The organism is Pseudomonas sp. MF7453 (genome assembly GCF_016405455.1).
GTDB classification, from domain to species: Bacteria; Pseudomonadota; Gammaproteobacteria; order Pseudomonadales; family Pseudomonadaceae; genus Aquipseudomonas; species Aquipseudomonas paralactis.
Window position 1 is genome coordinate 42,849 of sequence record NZ_JAEKCN010000014.1, and the last position, 19,084, is coordinate 61,932.

16 protein-coding genes are annotated in these 19,084 nt (G+C 59.7%); 11 read left to right on the plus strand and 5 right to left on the minus strand.

What is annotated here, in order from left to right; genetic code table 11:
* Positions 1-106: 106 nt before the first annotated feature.
* Both JFT63_RS21380 and JFT63_RS21385 read left to right on the plus strand, forming a co-directional pair.
* Positions 107-1,930, plus strand: a complete 1,824-nt coding sequence (locus JFT63_RS21380; RefSeq protein ID WP_198844692.1) for a serine hydrolase domain-containing protein — start codon at positions 107-109, stop codon at positions 1,928-1,930.
* Positions 1,931-1,946: 16 nt separating this feature from the next.
* The gene (locus tag JFT63_RS21385; RefSeq protein ID WP_198844693.1) at positions 1,947-2,738 is read left to right on the plus strand and encodes a MipA/OmpV family protein; all 792 of its coding nucleotides are present in this window, start codon (positions 1,947-1,949) and stop codon (positions 2,736-2,738) included.
* Between the two features lie 204 nt (positions 2,739-2,942).
* Here JFT63_RS21385 and JFT63_RS21390 read toward each other — a convergent pair whose 3' ends face one another.
* Both JFT63_RS21390 and JFT63_RS21395 read right to left on the minus strand, forming a co-directional pair.
* The gene (locus JFT63_RS21390) at positions 2,943-4,220 is read right to left on the minus strand and encodes an ATP-binding protein (RefSeq protein ID WP_198844694.1); all 1,278 of its coding nucleotides are present in this window, start codon (positions 4,218-4,220) and stop codon (positions 2,943-2,945) included.
* The gene (locus JFT63_RS21395; RefSeq protein ID WP_198708363.1) at positions 4,221-4,928 is read right to left on the minus strand and encodes a response regulator; all 708 of its coding nucleotides are present in this window, start codon (positions 4,926-4,928) and stop codon (positions 4,221-4,223) included. It abuts the gene before it with no gap.
* A gap of 157 nt (positions 4,929-5,085) precedes the next feature.
* On the opposite strand from JFT63_RS21395, the gene JFT63_RS21400 reads away from it, so the two are divergent.
* Positions 5,086-6,285: an MFS transporter gene (locus JFT63_RS21400; protein WP_198844695.1), complete on the plus strand. Its 1,200-nt coding sequence runs from the start codon at positions 5,086-5,088 to the stop codon at positions 6,283-6,285.
* Here JFT63_RS21400 and JFT63_RS21405 read toward each other — a convergent pair.
* Positions 6,241-6,843 (minus strand): tRNA-(ms[2]io[6]A)-hydroxylase, encoded by a 603-nt coding sequence (locus tag JFT63_RS21405; protein ID WP_005787889.1) that lies wholly within the window; start codon positions 6,841-6,843, stop codon positions 6,241-6,243. The genes JFT63_RS21400 and JFT63_RS21405 overlap by 45 nt on opposite strands.
* Positions 6,844-6,990: 147 nt before the next feature.
* Between JFT63_RS21405 and JFT63_RS21410 the strand changes: the two genes are divergently transcribed.
* Positions 6,991-7,854, plus strand: coding sequence for a universal stress protein (locus JFT63_RS21410; RefSeq protein WP_057703499.1), 864 nt, complete (start codon positions 6,991-6,993; stop codon positions 7,852-7,854).
* Between the two features lie 129 nt (positions 7,855-7,983).
* On the opposite strand, the gene JFT63_RS21415 is transcribed toward JFT63_RS21410, so the two are convergent.
* Positions 7,984-8,454, minus strand: a complete 471-nt coding sequence (locus JFT63_RS21415; protein ID WP_186560519.1) for a DUF1289 domain-containing protein — start codon at positions 8,452-8,454, stop codon at positions 7,984-7,986.
* A gap of 396 nt (positions 8,455-8,850) precedes the next feature.
* On the opposite strand from JFT63_RS21415, the gene acnB reads away from it, so the two are divergent.
* Entirely contained in the window at positions 8,851-11,460 is a 2,610-nt protein-coding gene (gene acnB / locus JFT63_RS21420; RefSeq protein ID WP_005787883.1) for a bifunctional aconitate hydratase 2/2-methylisocitrate dehydratase, read from the plus strand.
* Between the two features lie 218 nt (positions 11,461-11,678).
* Here the strand turns inward: acnB and JFT63_RS21425 are convergent, their stop codons facing one another.
* Complete coding sequence (locus JFT63_RS21425) at positions 11,679-12,956, minus strand: serine/threonine transporter (protein WP_057703501.1); 1,278 nt, start codon at positions 12,954-12,956, stop codon at positions 11,679-11,681.
* Between the two features lie 551 nt (positions 12,957-13,507).
* Between JFT63_RS21425 and JFT63_RS21430 the strand changes: the two genes are divergently transcribed.
* The 6 genes from JFT63_RS21430 (at position 13,508) to pdxR (ending at position 19,084) form a co-directional block, all read left to right on the plus strand.
* Entirely contained in the window at positions 13,508-14,008 is a 501-nt protein-coding gene (locus JFT63_RS21430; RefSeq protein ID WP_198844696.1) for a DUF4822 domain-containing protein, read from the plus strand.
* A 53-nt stretch (positions 14,009-14,061) separates the two neighbouring features.
* Entirely contained in the window at positions 14,062-14,496 is a 435-nt protein-coding gene (locus JFT63_RS21435; protein ID WP_054921314.1) for a hypothetical protein, read from the plus strand.
* 144 nt (positions 14,497-14,640) lie between these two features.
* On the plus strand, positions 14,641-15,594 hold the full coding sequence (locus JFT63_RS21440) for a 2-hydroxyacid dehydrogenase (protein ID WP_057975747.1): 954 nt from the start codon (positions 14,641-14,643) through the stop codon (positions 15,592-15,594).
* Positions 15,595-15,723: 129 nt separating this feature from the next.
* A complete protein-coding gene (locus JFT63_RS21445; protein WP_186560515.1) occupies positions 15,724-16,791 on the plus strand; it encodes a phosphotransferase family protein in 1,068 nt (355 codons plus the stop codon).
* A gap of 21 nt (positions 16,792-16,812) precedes the next feature.
* Positions 16,813-17,580 (plus strand): SDR family oxidoreductase, encoded by a 768-nt coding sequence (locus JFT63_RS21450; protein WP_198844697.1) that lies wholly within the window; start codon positions 16,813-16,815, stop codon positions 17,578-17,580.
* A gap of 70 nt (positions 17,581-17,650) precedes the next feature.
* Positions 17,651-19,084 carry a MocR-like pyridoxine biosynthesis transcription factor PdxR gene (gene pdxR / locus JFT63_RS21455; protein ID WP_198844698.1) on the plus strand — a complete coding sequence of 478 codons (1,434 nt, stop codon included), beginning with the start codon at positions 17,651-17,653 and terminating at the stop codon, positions 19,082-19,084.

Consider the following 19,084-nt stretch of genomic DNA (forward strand, 5'->3'; position numbering starts at 1 on the left):
GTTTTCCGTTAACAGTCTTTGACAGTTTCCCGACAAAGCACTCAAAGATTGTTGGCCCCCACAGCCCTAGCATTCGAGCATCCAAACCACCACTGGGGTGCTCTCCATGTTTCGCAGATTGCGCGGTATCCCGCTATTGGGTTGCCTGCTGAGCAGTATCGGTTGCCACTCGCAACCACCTGCCCCGCCGTCGATTCAAAAAGGCGATTACGGCGCGATCATCCGTTACCTGCAAACCCGCATACCCCGGGAGATGGCCCGGGAAAATGTGGCGGGTTTGTCGATTGCGCTGGTCAATGGCCAGGAGTTGATCTGGGCCCGTGGCTTTGGCCTGGCCGACAAGGCCCAGGGCGTGCCGGTTACGCCCAACACGGCGTTTCGTGCCGGCGGTATCTCCAAGTTGATCACCGCCACGGCGGCGCTGCAGTTGGTGGAGCAACAGCGCCTGACACTGGATGCACCCATCCAGCAAACCCTGCGCGAATTCTACGTGCGCTCGCGCTTTCATGACGACCAGGCCGAGGCAGATCGTGCCATCACCTTGCGACGTTTGCTCAGCCATCAGTCCGGCTTGCCCAGTGAGCACCTGCGTGACCTGCATAGCACCTATGCCATGGGGCAGATGCCAATGCGCGTGTCCGGCGTATGGCTGAGCAGCCCGCCCGGCTTTCAGGTGGCTTATTCCAACCTCGGCTATTCCCTGGTGGGCGCCGCCATCGAGCGCAGCAGCGGCAAAAGCTTCGAAGCCCAGCTTCAAAGCAGCCTGCTGGCCCCCTTGCACATGAACCAGTCCAGTTTCCTCGGCACCAGCGCGCAATTGAGCTTTCGCGCCCGGGGTTATGAAGACGGCAACGCCAGCACCGACGCCCAGGTACGCGACCTTGCCGCCGGTGGCTTATGGGCCAGCCCCAGGGATCTGAGCCACTACGTGCAGATGCTGTTTGCCCAAGGTACTTACAAGGGCAGCCGCTTGCTGGACAGCGCTTCAATAGACCAAATGTTCACCCAGCAAAACACAGGCAACGCCCTGGATTTTGACTGCCAGATGGGCCTGGGCTGGTTTCTGGCGCCCTGTGGCGACGAACCGATCGCCGCCGGTGTGCGCACTTATCAGCACAGCGGCGGCGGTGATGATTTCGCCGCCCAGTTGACCCTGCTGCCGGACCAGCAACTGGCCGTGATCATTATGGCCAACGACAGCAATGCCGAAGAGATGGTGGTGTCGTTGTCCACCGACAGCCTGCGCCTGATGCTTGAGGCACAAACCGGCGAGCGCGTCTGCGCCGACGACTGCCAGGCCCCCAGCCACGGTCTGAAACTGCGCCACGTACCGGCAGCCGTCGATCGCAAGCGCCTGGCCGGGTTCTACGCGACCGCTTGGGGCGTATTTCGTATCAAGGATGACCGTGAGCGCTTGGCTGGCGAACTGGCCGGCTACAGCTTCGACCTGCTGCGCGATGACGACGGCTGGCTGCGCGCGCAGAAAAAGGTCCTGGGCTTGTGGCTCAAGGACCTGGGTGACCTGGGTCGCATCCAGCTTGATGTGGTGACGGTACAGGGCCGGCAGATACTCACGGCGCGCAGCCACGGCCAACGCATTGCCATCGGCGAGCGCATCGAGCCGCCAACCTTGTCTACGACGTGGGCCGACACCATCGGCACCTACCAGGTGCTCAACAGCCATGAACCCGACGCACCGTTGAGCGGCGTCAGCGTGCGCCTGGAAGACGGCTTCCTGGTGATTCGCGGCCAACTGCACAACGAGCCGCTGACCGACTACATCCTGCTGCCCGTGGACAACGCCCACGCGGTACTGGCCGGCACCGGCTACGGCCTGGGCGACACCGTCAGCCGCCAGGTCAACGGGCTGAGCGCTTCGGGTTACTCCTTCAAACGCACCCAATCACCCCACACGCCCTTGAATTTCTAACCAGGAGAAACACCTGATGCACGCAAAAAATCTGTGCCTGTCATTAACCTCGCTGTGCCTGCTCGCCGCCGCCGATACGGCGCTTGCCGAAGACTGGCAGTACAGCCTCAAGGCCGGCATGGCCAACGCACCCCGCTACAGTGGCAGCGACGAGCGTATGACGGCGCCTGTGCTCGGCGGCAAAATCATCAGCCCCTGGGGCATCTTCCTCGACACTGATACGGGCCTGGGCTGGGGTTACGAAGGCAATGCCTTGAGCTTCAGCGCCTACGTTGGCGCAAGCGATTCGCGCAAGGATAAAAACGAAAGCATGCATGCCGGCTCCAAACGCCTCAAAGGCATGGGCGAGATCAAGTCACGTGCGCAACTGGGGGTGAATGCCGCCTACAACCTCGGCGGTGTGATCATCGGCGCCACCCTGGAACATGCGCTTGAAGAAGATAAACACAAGGAAACCGGCAAGGCTTTTACCCACCTGGAGTTGAGCCTGGGTACCAATCTCTATGAAGGTCGTTACGGCTCCGTCGATGCCGCCATCAACAGCCACTTCGGTGACCGGAACTACCTGCAAACCTGGTACGGCGTGACCAAAGGCCAGGCCACCCGCAGCCGCTTCAAGGAATACCAGGCAAGTGCAGGCAATATCAGCAATGGTATGAACCTTTCGTGGAGCGTGCCGATCAACGAACACACGCAGTTCTCGACCTTGCTGGATGTGCAGTACCTGGCGGATAAAGCAGGCAAAAGCCCGATTGTGGAGCGACGCTTGCAGACGTCGGTGATGGGGATGGTGGAATACACGTTCTGATTCAAGTTGGTAACCCAATCAAAATGTGGGAGGGGGTTGCCAGTCTGTAGGAGCGAGCTTGCTCGCGAAAGACTCACAGGCGCCGCGTTCATTCAGGAAGCACGCTTTATCGTTGACGTTTTTCGCGAGCAAGCTCGCTCCTACAGAGGGCAATGTACGCTTGTTGCCCCCTCCCACATTTGATCTCCACAACGTTCAGAAGTGTTACTCGGCATACGCCCAGGTCATCCGAAACGACGCCCCGCCCCACTCCGAATCCAGCACTTCCACCTGCCCGCCATGCCATTGGCTGACGCGCTTGACCAATGCCAGGCCCAGGCCAAACCCGCCGGTGCGGCGGTCGCGGCTGGCGTCGAGGCGCAGGAAAGGTTCGAAGATCTTGGTGCGGCCCTCCAGCGGCACGCCTGGGCCATCATCATTGACCCGCACTTCGTAGCCATTGCCGAATTTAACCAGCGACACTTCCACGCGCCGGTCTGCGTACCGAATCGCTTTGCGCAGCAGGTTGATCACCGCCCGCGCCATAAACCGTGGCTCGATGCGGATCACGTCGACCTCACAGGTACGTAACGATAACTGCACCCCTTGCGCTTCGGCCTCCAGGGCCACGCTGCCGATCACGCTGTCGAGCCAGCTGTGGGCTTCGATGTTCTCGCGGGTGACCTGGGTGGCGCCGCGCTCCAGGCTGGCGTAAGTCAGCAGTTCGGAAACCATTTCCTCCAGCTCGCCGAGGTCGGCGTACATATCGGCAATCAACTCACTGCTTTGGCGGGGATCGACCTGCTGGCGCAGTTGGTCAAGCTCAAACGACAAGCGCGCAATTGGCGTGCGCAATTCGTGAGACACAGCATTGGTCAGTTCGCGCTGGTTGGCGATCAGGCTCTCGATGCGCTCGGCCATCTGGTTGAAGTGCCCCGCCAGTTCGCGCACGGTGGAGCGCCGCGGCAACAGGATGCGTGAACCCAAATCATTGTCACCAAAACGCTGCGCCGCCAGGCGGATGTGCTCCAGGTCACGCCAGTGCGGACGCACCCAGAAGTACAGAACGATGGCCAGGCTCACGCCGAGAAAGCCATAGGCCCACAGGTACAGCCACTTGGGTTCTTCCGGCAGCTGGATCTCAAGTAATTGCGGGCCGGCGTCGATCGGTGACAGGAACTTCATAAAGTCCTCACGCACCACCACCTGACCACCGGCCAGGAGTTGCTGTTCGCGCTCGCTCAAGTGCTGGTCGTCGCGCTGCACCAGTTTCAAGCGCAAACCATAGTGCGGTTGCAGTTCATCCAGACGCGCCTGGCGCGCCTCTCCCTGTACCGGTCGCAGTTGTTCCACCAGAGCCCACGCCGGGCCACGCAGGGCTTCACGGTTATAGGTCTCGTTGGACTCGGGCATGTACGCGTCCAGGCCATAGTTGACCAGCCAGATCGAGCCGGCCAGGCCGAGCGCGAGGATCACATACAGGCGCAGATACAAGCGCAGCATCTAAACCTCCCACGCGAACGGATTGAACAGGTAACCCTTGCCCCAGATGGTTTTGATGCACACCGGCTCGCGAGGGTTGTCGTTGAGCTTGCCGCGCAATTTGCTGATGTAAACGTCGACGCTGCGATTGAGGCCATCAAAGGCAATGCCACGCATACGGTTGAGGATGTCATCACGCGAGAGGATCTTGCCCGAGCTGCTGGCCAGTAACCACAACAACTCAAACTCCATGGTCGTCAGATCGATGGTCTGACCGCCCAGGCTGACGACCCGGCAGCTGCGATCAATCGACAAGCGGCCGAACTCCAGGGCTCCACGCGCCACAGGCTCGGGCACCTGGCGGCGTTGCAAGGCACGCAGACGTGCGAGCAGCACCGGCGGCTTGATCGGCTTGATCACATAATCGTCAGCGCCGGACTCAAGGCCCAGGATATGGTCCAGGTCGTCTTCCTTGGCCGTCAGGATCACGATGGGCGTGTCCGACACATTGCGAATTTCGCGGCAGACATGCAGCCCGCTCTGGCCCGGCAGCATCAAATCGAGCACGACAATTCTGGGCTTGAAGTCCAGGAACGCCGCCAAAGCTTCATCGCCCCGGTGCACGACACGCACCTCAAAACCATGTTGCGACAGAAACTGCGCAATCAGCCCTGCCAGCTTTTCATCGTCCTCAACGAGCAGGACCTTGCCCAGACCCAGGTTTTCCATAAGTTCTCAGTGTAGAAACGCAGATTGAAGTGCGCGCATTATAGGTGGCAAGCAGGCGCACAGAAGCAGCTGGCCAGTACGAGCCGATGAAGCTTCATGCTTTTAAGAGTTTTTAACAAATAGCCTGCAATCTTTAACGCCATTCACAGGGAGTTGTATGCGCAAGGATTACCTGGCGTTCTTCGTTTCGCTGTTCTTCTCGCGGCTGGCCGACCAGATCCTGTTGTTCATCGTGCCGCTGATCGTGTTCCAGACCACCCAAAGTGTGTCGTGGGCGGGCCTGGCGTTTTTTGTCGAATCGCTGCCGCGCTATCTGGCATTTCCGGTGTGCGGAGCGTTGTGCGACAGGTTTTCGCCCGTGCGCATCCTGCATATCAGTCAGATGTATCGCGCACTGGCCTGCGTGGCGGCGGTGGCACTGTACGGGCTGTTCGACGGGATCCATTGGCTGGTGATGCTGTCCGCGTTGTGCGGGGTATTGACCACCCAGGGCATCATGGCGCGGGAGGTGGTGATGCCGCATATCTTCCAGCATTACACCTACGCCAAGACCTTGTCCTATTCGCAGATTGCCGACCAGAGCGGCCTGGTGCTCGGGCCGTTGCTGGCGGCGTTGATGCTGCAGGTGTGGGCATGGCCCTGGGTGGTACTGGCCATCGCCGCACTGTTTATTCTCGCCGACCTGGCGATGCTGTTCTGGCAGCGCACCACCACGGTGAGCCTGCAAAGCCATGGGCAACACCCGGGTATCTGGCTGCAACCGCTGCGCATTGCGTTTGGCCATATCCGCAACCGGGTGGAACTCAAACGCATCATTATTCTGGCAGTCGGCGTGAACCTGATGGTTGGGGTCACACTGGCCACCTCGGCCGCCATGGTTACCGGCCAATACGCCGCCGACAAGGATGCCTACGCCCTCCTGCAAGCCGCCGGCGCGCTGGTCACCATCGGGATTCTGTTTTACCTGGCACGCTCATCACTGTCGTTGAAAGTAATGGGTGGGCTGTCGTATTCGATGATTGCAGTCGGCGCGCTGATCACCGCCGTCAGCCCCGGTGTGTGGGCGTATGCCGTGGGCTTCCTGCTGGTGACGGGCTTTGACAAGATGTTCAACGTGTACCTGCGCAGCACCCGTCAACAAGTGATCCCGGTACAGGATTTCGGCAAAACGGTGGGCGTGATCACCTTGCTCAACAATTTGCCCCAGCCGTTGGCGGGCCTGATGATTGCCATGCTGGCAGCGCCGTTGGGCACGCAAACGGTGATCCTGCTGCTGGCCGCGATCACCGCCTTGATCGGCGTGGCGGTGGCCTCAGGCTGGCACGCCACTGTGAAAGCGAAACTCGATGTCCGGTGATTCAATCAGCTCCTGCTCGGCGGCACGCACTCGTTCGATGACTTGGGCGATGTCCTTGGCGTCACCGTACTGGTAGGCCAGCTTCAAGTAACCCTGGAAGTGCCGCGCTTCGCTTTTGAGCAAACCGAAGTAGAACTTGCCGAGCTCTTCGTCCAAATGCGGCACCAATGCCTCGAAACGCTCGCAGCTGCGTGCTTCGATAAAAGCGCCGACCACCAGAGTGTCCACCAGCTTGACCGGCTCGTGGCTGCGCACCACCTTGCGCAAACCCGAGGCATAGCGGCCCGCGTGCAGTTGGCGCAGTTCGACCTTGCGCTTTTTCATCAGGCGCATGACTTGCTCGTGGTGCACCAGTTCTTCGCGGGCCAGGCGCGACATCATATTGATCAGGTCAACATGGCCGTGGTACTTGGCCATCAGGCTCAGGGCGGTGCTGGCGGCTTTGAATTCGCAGTTCTTGTGGTCGATCAGCAGGGTGTCCTGATCGGCCAGGGCGGCCTGGACCCAGGCGTCGGGGGTGCGGCAGCCGAGGAATTCATGGATTTCGGGCAGGTTCATCAGGCTCACGGGCAAAGGATCACAAAAGGGCGCCGATTATACCGACCCCGCCGCAGACCACCAGCCACCGGCCTTGATGTGCATCAACATGACGTCTGGCGGGCAGCAACTATAGTTGTTGCAAGCCCCTTCCTAGAGATCCCGATCATGCAAGCCATCCGCAGCATCCTGGTGGTCATCGAGCCCGAGCACTCGGAAAGCCTGGCCCTCAAGCGTGCCAAGCTGATTGCCGGGGTGACCGGCGCGCATCTGCATTTGCTGGTGTGCGACAAGAAGCATGAGCATTCGGCGTTGCTGAGCCTGCTCAAATCCGGCCTGCAGGAAGACGGCTACAGCGTCACCACCGAGCAGGCGTGGAACGACAGCCTGCACGAGACCATTATCGAGGTGCAGCAAGCCGAAGGCTGCGGCCTGGTGATCAAGCAGCATTACCCCGACAGCCCGCTGAAAAAAGCCCTGCTGACGCCGGCGGACTGGAAGCTGCTGCGCTATTGCCCCACGCCGGTGCTGTTGGTCAAGACCGCTACGCCATGGGCTGGGGGAGTGATTCTGGCGGCCATCGATGTGGGCAATACCGACAGCGAACACCGCTCACTGCACAACGCGATCATCGACCACGGCTTTGACATCGCCAGCCTGGCCAAGGCGCAACTGCATGTGATCAGCGCCCATCCGTCGCCGATGCTGTCGGCGGCCGACCCGACCTTCCAGCTCAAGGAAACCATCGAGGCGCGCTATCGCGAGCAATGCAAGGCGTTCCAGGACGAGTTCGATGTGGATGACAGGCACCTGCATATCAAGGAAGGTCCGGCCGACGTGCTGATTCCCCATATGGCCCATCAGTTGCAGGCAGCGGTGACCATCATCGGCACCGTGGCCCGCACCGGAATTTCCGGGGCGCTGATCGGTAATACGGCGGAGGTGGTGCTGGACGCCGTGGAAGGCGACGTGCTGGTGCTCAAGCCGCAGACGCTCATGGACCATCTGGAAGAGCTGGCTACCAAGCCCTGACGCCGCCTTCAGGCAATGAAGATCAAATGTGGGAGCTGGCTTGCCTGCGATTGCGGTGGGTCAGTTGGCGCACTTGCTCCTGATACACCGCTATCGCAGGCAAGCCAGCTCCCACATTGAGCTAGTCAGTCAGTTACCCAGCGCATCTTTCAAGAACCCAGGCGCGATATAGCGCTGGTAATGCGCCTCGGACAAGATAAAGAACTCGCGATCAATGGCATCGCGCAGTTCAGGCAGCGCCCAGTCGCGAAACTCCGGCAACAGCACCATGCCGTACGCCTCAAGGTTGTTGATCACCCGTGCCCCGCGTGCGATCAACTGATAAGCCCAGCAGTATTCGGACTGGTGCGGCACGAAGCGAATCTTGCGTTGCTCCAACTGGCTGCGCAGGGTTTTGGGGTCGAAAACCTCCACTTTGCCGGCCATGACTTGCACCAGCAGTTGTTCGAGCCGGAGCCAGACTGCGCGTTTTTCTTCCTCGTTATAGCCATTCCACTGGATCACTTCGTGGTGGAAACGCTTGCAGCCGCGACACACGAGATCGCCGTAGACCGTAGAGCACAGGCCGACGCAGGGGGTCTTGATGGTTTGGTTGGACATGGGCAACAACACGCAAGTCAGCGAAACAGTGCGCCATGTTAGCCCTTTGTCTAAGGTTGATCACCCAGCAAACTTGGCCAGGCAACTTACCTTTAGATTTTTTTTGCCGTAGAATCACCCGGCCTTGTAAGGCGCCAATAATCCGCTGGAAGCTGTTTTCAAAGCGTCACGAGCACAGTCGTTCCTTCAGAACGGTGTTGGCGTGGTTTCGACCCGGTAGGTCAGAGCCCGCGCCAACCCTCATCAGCTCCGTTCTGCAGGCGTAAAACTTTGAAAGCAGCTTCTGTAAAGGAATGTCGGCAGCGCTGGCTTTGCGGCCCAAAAAGCCCCTGAGCGCATGCGTGCCGTTCATTTCTGGATGAGCGTCCCGTGGGACCACTGATGAGGGTAATAACTGTGCTTGAAGCCTACCGCAAACATATCGAAGAGCGTGCAGCACTGGGTATCGTTCCCCAGCCGCTTAACGCCGAACAAACCGCAGGCCTGGTCGAGCTGCTGAAAAATCCTCCGGCTGGCGAAGAAGAATTCCTCGTTGACCTGATCACCAACCGCATTCCACCAGGCGTTGACGAAGCTGCCTACGTCAAGGCCGGTTTCCTGTCTGCCCTGGCCAAGGGCGAAGCCACTTCCCCCCTGATCGACAAGAAACGCGCTGTTGAACTGCTCGGCACCATGCAAGGCGGCTACAACATCGTGACGTTGGTCGAGCTGCTGGACGACGCCACCCTGGCGCCCGTCGCGGCCGCCCAGCTCAAGCACACCCTGCTGATGTTCGATGCGTTCCACGACGTCGCCGAAAAAGCCCGCAACGGCAACGAACACGCCAAAGGCGTGATTCAGTCCTGGGCTGATGGCGAGTGGTTCCGCAACCGCCCTACCCTGGCCGACAAGATCAGCCTGCGCGTCTTCAAGGTCACCGGCGAAACCAACACCGACGACCTGTCGCCGGCGCCTGACGCCTGGTCCCGCCCCGACATCCCGCTGCACGCCCTGGCCATGCTGAAAATGGCTCGCGAAGGCATCGTGCCGGACGAGCAAGGCAAGACCGGCCCGATGAAGCAGATCGAAGAAATGCGCGGCCAAGGCTTCCCGATCGCCTACGTCGGTGACGTGGTCGGTACCGGTTCGTCGCGTAAATCGGCAACCAACTCGGTCCTGTGGTTCTTCGGCGACGACGTGCCTTACGTGCCGAACAAGCGTGCCGGTGGTTTCTGCTTCGGCAGCAAAATCGCTCCGATCTTCTACAACACCATGGAAGATGCTGGCGCACTGCCAATCGAATTCGACGTCACCAACATGAACATGGGCGACGTGATCGACCTGTACCCTCATGCTGGCAAAGTCTGCAAACACGGCACCGACGAAGTCCTGACCACCTTCGAAATGAAGACTCCGGTGCTGTTGGACGAAGTTCGCGCCGGCGGCCGTATCCCGTTGATCATCGGCCGTGGCCTGACCGACAAGGCCCGTGCCGAGCTGGGCCTGGGCCCTACCGACCTGTTCAAGCTGCCTGAAGCGCCTGTCGACACCGGCAAGGGCTTCACCCTGGCGCAGAAAATGGTCGGCAAGGCGTGCGGCCTGCCGGAAGGCAAAGGCGTTCGTCCAGGCACCTACTGTGAGCCGAAGATGACCACTGTGGGTTCCCAGGACACCACCGGTCCAATGACCCGCGATGAACTCAAGGACCTGGCGTGCCTGGGCTTCTCGACCGATCTGGTGATGCAGTCCTTCTGCCACACCGCGGCTTACCCCAAGCCGATCGACGTGACCACCCACCATACCCTGCCTGACTTCATCATGACCCGTGGCGGTGTATCGCTGCGTCCGGGCGACGGCATCATCCACAGCTGGCTGAACCGTATGCTGCTGCCGGACACCGTCGGTACCGGCGGTGACTCCCACACTCGTTTCCCGATGGGCATCTCGTTCCCGGCCGGTTCCGGTCTGGTCGCGTTCGCCGCAGCCACTGGCGTAATGCCACTGGACATGCCGGAATCGATTCTGGTGCGCTTCAAAGGCAAGATGAAACCTGGCATCACCCTGCGTGACCTGGTTCATGCCATTCCTTACTACGCGATCCAGGCTGGCCTGCTGACCGTAGAGAAGAAAGGCAAGAAAAACGCCTTCTCCGGTCGCATCCTGGAAATCGAAGGTCTGAACGACCTGACGCTGGAACAGGCTTTCGAGCTGTCCGACGCCTCGGCTGAACGTTCGGCTGCCGGTTGCACCATCAAGCTGTCCAAAGAGTCCGTCACCGAGTACCTGAACTCCAACATCACCCTGCTGCGCTGGATGATCGGCGAAGGCTACGGCGATGCACGTACTCTGGAACGTCGCGCCCAAGCGATGGAAGCCTGGGTTGCCAACCCGGAACTGATGGAAGCCGATGCCGACGCCGAATACGCCGAAATCATCGAAATCGATCTGTCGGAAATCAACGAGCCGATCCTCTGCGCCCCTAACGACCCGGACGATGCCCGTCTGTTGTCCAGCGTTGCCGGTGAGAAGATCGACGAAGTGTTCATCGGTTCGTGCATGACCAACATCGGTCACTTCCGCGCTGCCGGTAAGCTGCTGGAGCAGGTCAAGGGCCAGCTGCCAACGCGTCTGTGGCTGTCGCCGCCGACCAAGATGGACGCTCACCAGTTGACCGAAGAAGGCTACTACGGCATCTACGGCAAGGCTGGGGCGCGCATGGAAATGCCGGGCTGCTCGCTGTGCATGGGTAACCAGGCACGTGTAGAACCGAACTCCACCGTCGTCTCGACTTCGACCCGTAACTTCCCGAACCGCCTGGGTGATGGTGCAAACGTCTACCTGGCATCGGCTGAGCTGGCGGCAGTCGCCTCCACTCTGGGTCGCCTGCCGACTGTAGAAGAGTACATGGGCTACGCAGCGAAACTGGACACCATGGCCAGTGACGTCTACCGCTACCTGAACTTCGACCAGATCGCCGAGTTCCGCAAGATCGCAGCAAGCGCCAACATCCCGGTGATTCAAGCTTAACGGTGTGTTGATGTGAAGAACGCCGCGTATCGCAAGGTACGCGGCGTTTTTTTATGCCTGGAATACGGCATCTGCCGCACCACAAAACAAATGTGGGAGCTGGCTTGCCTGCGATAGCGGTGTATCAGTCATGAATGTAATGACTGACAGATAGCTATCGCAGGCAAGCCAGCTCCCACACTTTTAGAGCTGTGCAGTCAGACAGACCGCATCAGGGCTCAAGCAACCAGCGAATACACCAACGCCGTAATGGCAACCAAGCCAACTGCAGTCACAAACACATTCGACGCCTGCCCACGGTACTTGGCCATGGCCGGCACTTTGCGAATGGCATACATCGGCATCAGGAACAGGATCGACGCGATCACCGGCCCGCCCAGGGTCTCGATCATGCCAAGGATGCTCGGGTTAAGCGTGGCCACGATCCAGCACACCACCAGCATGAAAGCGGCGGTCATGCGGTCCAGGGTCTTGGGTGCCGGGCGGCGACCGGTCTTGACCACCAAGCCCTTGAGGCCTTCGCTGGCGCCGATGTAGTGGCCCAGGAACGACTTGGCAATCGCCACGAACGCAATCAACGGCGCGGCAAAGGCGATGGTCGGGTTGTCGAAGTGATTCGCCAGGTACGACAGGATCGACAGATTCTGCGCTTTGGCTTCGGCCAACTGCGCCGGCGACAGGGTCAGCACGCAACTGAACACGAAGAACAGCACCATCGCCACCATCAGCAGGTGCGCGCGGGACAGGATCTGCGAGCTGCGCTCCTCGGCGTGTGCGCCGTACTGGCGCTTCTGGTCAACCGCAAAGGCCGAGATGATCGGCGAATGGTTGAACGAGAACACCATGACCGGAATCGCCAGCCACAGCGTATTGAGCAACGCCGACGGTGCCGGCACCTCACTGGCAGTGCTGAGAATGCCACCATTCCAATGCGGCACCAGGTACACAGCCAGGAACAGCAAGGCAACGATAAACGGATACACCATCAGGCTCATGGCCTTGACGATCGCTTGTTCGCCGCAGCGCACCACGGCCAGCAGACCGAGGATCAGCACAAACGCCAGGATCGCGCGAGGCGGCGGCATGATGTGCAGTTGGTGCTCCATGAAGCTGCTGACGGTGTTGGTCAGCGCCACGCTGTAGATCAGCAGGATCGGGAAGATCGCGAAGAAATACAGCAAGGTGATCAATGCACCTGCCTTGATACCGAAATGCTCTTCAACCACGTCGGTGATGTCGGAACCTTCACGGCCGGACAGCACGAAACGGGTCAGCCCACGGTGGGCAAAGAACGTCATCGGGAAGGCCAGCAACGCCAGGATCACCAGCGGCCAGAAGCCCCCCAGGCCCGCGTTGATCGGCAGAAACAAAGTACCGGCGCCAATGGCGGTACCGAACAGCCCGAGCATCCAGGTGGTGTCCTGGCGGCTCCAGCTTGTGAGCGTTGCAGGTGTCGTTGCATAGCGTTCGTCGACGCTATTGGCCTGATCATTCATCCGGTCGGATCTCCGCATTCACACGGCCAGGACGAGTCAGAAAAACCTGACAGGCAGCGCCCTGACCTTAACAGGGGCGCGATTGTCCGGGATTCTTGTGAATAAGCAAAGACTTAGCTGAGGAACGGCAATGCAGTGCAAAGCCTGGAAGGCGGTCCATGGGCAGCTCAGTTGATTCAACGCCAGATGCGCACCGCCTTTACCCACCTCACGAGCCTCCCTGCCGGCGTGGCATTGGGAGGGTCGATCACGCAAGGCCGGCGAAGCTGTGTTTAAACAAATCCAGTCATTCAAAGTTCTCCAGTGGCAAGCCGCTGACAGAAACCCAACATCAATTAAAGTTACGCACCCCCACATATAAGAAAGTTCTTACAGACAGTTAATCAGCGCATCTGGACTGAAACTCTAATTATTGCGGGTTTTGTTGCAAGGGTTTTCCCAAGCATTGAGAGCCCCTCCTATCACGTCTATATTCCAGCTCAGCTCAAAAAACAAAGTCCTCTAAACCCACGACAGCAGAATTAAAAACCTCACTCGCCAGGAGCGACTTGATGAAAAAACACAACCTTATTTTCTCCCTGATACTTGCCACCGGAATGCTCAGCCCATTGACCAGCCAAGCACAACCGACAGTAGAAAACTCCGACGCAAGTGCCCTGGGCACATCCCCCCGCTGGCTGACGACAAAAGTTTATATAGAGGGCGCCCCAGAGATCGATGTAAAGGACAAGTACCCAGGTGTCGTTGGAATATCAGCGTGGGACCCTGAGCGTAATCGCTACGAATTTTTCTACACCGATACCGGGCTATCAAAATATGACAACGGCGGCGGCGGTTACTTCATGGTAACAGGGGACAAGAAAAACCATATCCTGATACCCGATAAAGGTGCAACGAGAACCATCGTCAGAAAACTTGAGACGTTGAACAATCAGGAATTCACTTACTCTCGTGAAGTGCCGCGCGACATGATCGACGCCAACCCTCTTGTTCGAATACATGTGGTTCATGCGCCCTATACCGGATCAGTAAAAACCACCCCCACCCACTAACCCTCAACACTCACCCCACGAGTAGCGACAATACTCATAAAAGGCCTCACTCAATGAAAACGCTATTAAAGCCATTATTGGCGTCTGTTTTATTGTTCTCTACCCTTGTTTCAGGCGGCCTTCATGCGCAGGCTTCCACATCAGGAAAACCTGTCGCCATCAGCGCTGACAATGCGGTGCTGCTGACCGTTTTCCTCAAACATGACCAATCTCGCAACTTGAACGAAATAAGAACAAAACTCACCGAACAGGAACTCTTTAAAGTATTCCCTCCTGAAGGGGTAGAGATCGTCAGTTGGACCATCGCCATGGGGATCGGCCACGTCATCGTTCTACGCTTCCCCGCCTCGCGCCTGCGGGAGGTCAATCTCGCCATCGAACGCTCTGCATGGGGGCCCTTCAGGACAGAGTTCTTTCCTACCTACGACTACATGGACATCGTAGCGGCCGAACAGAGCAAGGTACGCAAGCCCGCACCCGCTAAATAATTCGCCCGCGTGCAAACAGCGTCTCCCGCTCGCCGAGACGCTGGCACCTTTCGCAAAATCAGTGGCGCTTTCTCGGGCCCTCGGCATTTCGCGCAACAAAAATGCAGCATACTCCGAGCATCGAACTCACCGGAGAGCTGCCCCATGCCCACCACCGTTCTGGTCCTGGTTGAAACCATCAACGAGTACCTGCAAATCATCGAGAGCAATGACTTTCATGTGATTCTGGCGCCGACGCCCGCCGAACGCGCTCAGGCGATCAAGTTGCACGGTGGGCAGATCAAGGCCGTGCTGACCCGTGGCCCGCTGGGGTTGTACGCCGATGAAATCGCGGCACTGCCGTTGTTGGAAATCATCTGCGTGATCGGTGCCGGCTACGAACACGTGGACCTGCAGGCCGCGAGCAATCGTGGGATCGTGGTGACCAACGGTGCAGGGGTAAATGCGCCGTCAGTGGCCGACCATGCCATGGCGCTGCTGCTGTCGCTGGTGCGTGGCGTTCCCCAGACGGATGCAGCGGTGCGGCGTGGAGAATGGCCGAAAGTGATGCGCCCTTCCCTGAGCGGTAAACACCTGGGGATTCTCGGGCTGGGTGCGGTGGGGATGGAGATTGCCCGGCGCGCTGCCCTGGGGTTCGGCATGGAGGTGAGTTATCACAACCGCCAACCCCGCGATGACGTGGATTACACCTACTGTGCGACGGCTGTCGAGCTGGCGCGTACCTCGGATTTCCTGGTGCTGGCTACGCCCGGCGGTGCCAGCACCCGTCACCTGATCGACCGTCACGCCCTGGACGCCCTGGGGCCGCACGGCTTTCTGGTCAACATCGGCCGCGGCAGCGTAGTGGTGACCGCCGACCTGGTCGCCGCGCTGGAGCAGCGCCGCATCGGCGGTGCCGCGCTGGACGTGTTTGACGATGAGCCTGCAGTGCCCGATGCCCTCAAGCGCCTGAGCAATACCGTGCTGACGTCCCACGTGGCCGGCCTGTCCCCGGAAGCGGCCCATGACACGGTGCAGCGCGTGGCCGACAACCTGGTCGAATACTTCGCCGGTCGTCCGGTGCTCACGCCGGTCGCGCTGCCAGCGCCCGCAAAATGACCAATCAGGCACGCTGATCACCCTTCAACACGCTAACCTATTAAGCCGCCCCGACCTTGTCGCTGGGCGGCGGTGCGCATTAGATTAGGAAATAGTCCAAGGCCTTTAGAATAAGCAGAAGGGATAAGCATGGCGCTGAACGACCAATCGACCCAGATTCGCCCCGGCGAAGAACTTGATGCCAGCCTGATCGATCCCTACCTCAAGGCCCACATTCCGGGCTTGAGCGGCACGCCTGCGATCAGCCAGTTTCCCGGCGGAGCATCGAACCTGACCTACCTGCTCGAATATCCAGGCCAGGAATTCGTGCTGCGTCGCCCACCGTTTGGCCACAAGGCCAAGTCCGCCCACGACATGGGCCGTGAATACCGGATTCTCAACCAGCTCAAAGATGGTTTTCCGTATTGCCCCAAGGCGTACGTGCATTGCACCGATGAATCGGTGATTGGCGCCGAGTTCTATGTGATGGAACGGGTCAACGGCATTATCCTGCGCTCAGACCTGCCGCCAGAACTGGGCCTGGACGCGGCCAGGACTCAAGCATTGTGCAAAAGCTTTATCGACAAGTTCGTCGAACTGCATCAGGTCGACTACAGCGCCTGCGGCCTGGCCGACCTGGGCAAGCCTGAAGGCTACGTGGCGCGGCAGATTCGCGGCTGGAGCGAGCGCTACGAAAAGGCCCTGACCCCTGATGCGCCAAAATGGGAAGCGGTGCGCGCCTGGCTTAACGACAAAATGCCCGCCGACTCGCCCACATCCAGCATCGTGCATAACGACTACCGCTTCGACAACGTGATCCTCGACCCGCACAACCCGATGCAGATCATCGGTGTACTGGACTGGGAACTGACCACCCTGGGCGACCCGCTGATGGACCTGGGCAACACCCTCGCCTACTGGATCGAAGCTGCGGACCCTGCGCCGGTGCAACTGATGCGCCGCCAGCCGAGCAACGCCCCCGGCATGCTCACCCGCCGTCAGTTTGTCGACTATTACGCCGAGCGCTCGGGCCTGGCGATCGACAATTACGATTTCTACTACACCTACGGCCTGTTCCGCCTGGCCGGCATCGTGCAGCAGATTTACTACCGTTTCTTCCACGGCCAGACCCAGGACAAACGCTTCGCGCAGTTCATCCACATGAACAAGTTGCTGGAGCAGATGAGCCTGAATGTCATCGGCAAATCAGCGCTCTGATTACCCCTACAAGGAACCCTCATGTCCAAGACCAACCTGTTCGACCTTGATGGCAAGATCGCTTTCGTTTCCGGCGCCAGCCGTGGTATCGGCGAGGCCATTGCCAAGCTGCTGGCCCAGCAAGGCGCCCACGTGATCGTCTCCAGCCGCAAGCTGGAAGGTTGCCAGCATGTCGCCGATGCCATCATCGCCGACGGCGGCAAGGCCACGGCGATTGCCTGCCATATTGGTGAAATGGAGCAGATTACCCAGGTATTTGCCGGGATCCGCGAGCAGTTCGGCCGCCTGGATATTCTGGTTAACAACGCCGCAACCAACCCACAGTTTTGCAACGTACTGGACACCGACCTCGGCGCATTCCAGAAGACGGTCGACGTGAATATCCGCGGTTACTTCTTCATGTCGGTGGAAGCCGGCAAGCTGATGCGCGAGAACGGCGGTGGCAGCATCATCAACGTGGCGTCGATCAACGGCATTTCGCCGGGCGTGTTCCAGGGCATCTATTCGGTCACCAAGGCGGCCGTGATCAACATGACCAAGGTGTTCGCCAAGGAATGCGCAGCGTTCGGCATCCGTTGCAACGCGCTGCTGCCGGGTCTGACCGATACCAAGTTCGCCTCGGCGCTGGTCAAGAACGATTCGATCCTGAAAGTGGCCCTGGCACAAATCCCCCTCAAGCGCGTGGCCGCCCCCAGCGAAATGGCCGGCGCGGTGTTGTATCTGGCCAGTGATGCGTCGAGCTACACCACCGGTGTGTCGTTGAATGTGGACGGCGGCTTCCTGTCCTGACACGGCCTGGTTTCTTCAGATCGATTTGCGCGTAACCTTGACGCAGATCGATCTGTCTCCAGGATGAAACATGGAACTGCACCTCGTCATCAATGGCCGCAAGGACCTGGCTGCCCAGCTTTATCAGCAACTGCGCGAAGCCATCGCCACCGGGCGACTTGCCGCCGGCACGCAGTTGCCACCCAGCCGATTGCTTGCCGAGCAACTGGGCGTATCACGTAAAACCGTCTCCGACACCTATTCCACCTTGACGTATGAAGGCCTGCTGGTTGGCAGGATTGGCCGGGGCACGTTCGTCAACGCCTGGGCGCCACAGCCCGACCGCGTGCAAACCGCCACCGACCTGGCCTGCGCCGCCAATCTGGGCAAATGGGCGGCACTCCCTTCGCCCATGGGCCACCCTTCCCGCGAGGGCATTTTGCGCTACGAATTTATCGGCGGCGCGACTGCGCGCAACCAATTCCCCCAGGACGAGTGGCGACGTTGCACCCAGGATGCGCTGCGCCGTATCGCCCAGAACAGTGGTTTCTACAGCCAACCGGAAGGGTTACCGGCATTGCGCGAGGCCATCGCCGGGCATATCGCGTTTTCCCGGGGTGTCAAATGCCGCGCCAGCGATATCGTGGTCACCAACGGCGCGCAGCAGGCGCTGGACCTGATTGCCCGCGTGGTGCTGGAACCGGGCAGCAGGGTCGCGATGGAAGACCCAGGCTACAGCCCCGCACGCCAAATGTTCGTAGCAATGGGCGCCAGCGTCGCCGGCGTTGCCGTCGATGAACAGGGCATCCAGGTCGACCAGATCCCCGATGGTACCCGTCTGATCTACGTCACCCCGTCCCACCAGTTTCCCCTCGGTATGCCGATGAGTCAGACGCGCCGCGAGGCTCTGCTGGACCGCGCCATCGAGCTGGGTGCGATCATCATCGAAGACGACTACGACAGCGAATTTCGCTACGAAGGGCGCCCCACCGACTCCCTGCAAAGCCTGGATACCCGGGGCGTGGTGACCTACGTCGGCACCTTCTCCAAAACCTTGTTGCCCGAGTTACGTCTGGGCTACGCGGTGCTGCCGCCAGCGATCTATGGCGCGGTGCTCAAGGCCAAGCAATTGACCGACCAGCACAGCTCTACCCTGCCGCAGTGGGCGTTGGCCAAGTTCATCAGCGAAGGTTACCTGCTCAAGCATATTCGCCGTTGCCACAGCATCTACGCGGGGCGTCGCGAACGAATACTGCAACGTTTGGCGGGCGATCTTTCACCGTGGTTCGAGGCGGTTCCGACGGTGGCCGGCTTCCACCTGGCGGCATTGTGCAAGGTGGCGTTGAATATCCCCTTGCTGATAGAACAGGCGCGTCAGGTCGAGGTAGGGTTGTACCCCCTGGACGTATTCTTCCACGATGTGCCATTGCGCTCGGGGTTGATTTTCGGCTTCGGCGCCATCGAAACCCTGGACATCGACCCGGCGCTGGACAAGGTGCGCGATATTCTTCGGCAGATTGGCTAA

Bases quoted from the DNA above. Each gene is read 5' to 3' on its own strand.
- JFT63_RS21380 (WP_198844692.1), top strand. From the start codon at position 107: ATGTTTCGCAGATTGCGCGGTATCCCGCTATTGGGTTGCCTGCTGAGC.
- JFT63_RS21385 (WP_198844693.1), top strand. From the start codon at position 1,947: ATGCACGCAAAAAATCTGTGCCTGTCATTAACCTCGCTGTGCCTGCTC.
- JFT63_RS21390 (WP_198844694.1), bottom strand. From the start codon at position 4,220: ATGCTGCGCTTGTATCTGCGCCTGTATGTGATCCTCGCGCTCGGCCTG.
- JFT63_RS21395 (WP_198708363.1), bottom strand. From the start codon at position 4,928: ATGGAAAACCTGGGTCTGGGCAAGGTCCTGCTCGTTGAGGACGATGAA.
- JFT63_RS21400 (WP_198844695.1), top strand. From the start codon at position 5,086: ATGCGCAAGGATTACCTGGCGTTCTTCGTTTCGCTGTTCTTCTCGCGG.
- JFT63_RS21405 (WP_005787889.1), bottom strand. From the start codon at position 6,843: ATGAACCTGCCCGAAATCCATGAATTCCTCGGCTGCCGCACCCCCGAC.
- JFT63_RS21410 (WP_057703499.1), top strand. From the start codon at position 6,991: ATGCAAGCCATCCGCAGCATCCTGGTGGTCATCGAGCCCGAGCACTCG.
- JFT63_RS21415 (WP_186560519.1), bottom strand. From the start codon at position 8,454: ATGTCCAACCAAACCATCAAGACCCCCTGCGTCGGCCTGTGCTCTACG.
- JFT63_RS21425 (WP_057703501.1), bottom strand. From the start codon at position 12,956: ATGAATGATCAGGCCAATAGCGTCGACGAACGCTATGCAACGACACCT.
- JFT63_RS21430 (WP_198844696.1), top strand. From the start codon at position 13,508: ATGAAAAAACACAACCTTATTTTCTCCCTGATACTTGCCACCGGAATG.
- JFT63_RS21435 (WP_054921314.1), top strand. From the start codon at position 14,062: ATGAAAACGCTATTAAAGCCATTATTGGCGTCTGTTTTATTGTTCTCT.
- JFT63_RS21440 (WP_057975747.1), top strand. From the start codon at position 14,641: ATGCCCACCACCGTTCTGGTCCTGGTTGAAACCATCAACGAGTACCTG.
- JFT63_RS21445 (WP_186560515.1), top strand. From the start codon at position 15,724: ATGGCGCTGAACGACCAATCGACCCAGATTCGCCCCGGCGAAGAACTT.
- JFT63_RS21450 (WP_198844697.1), top strand. From the start codon at position 16,813: ATGTCCAAGACCAACCTGTTCGACCTTGATGGCAAGATCGCTTTCGTT.
- pdxR (WP_198844698.1), top strand. From the start codon at position 17,651: ATGGAACTGCACCTCGTCATCAATGGCCGCAAGGACCTGGCTGCCCAG.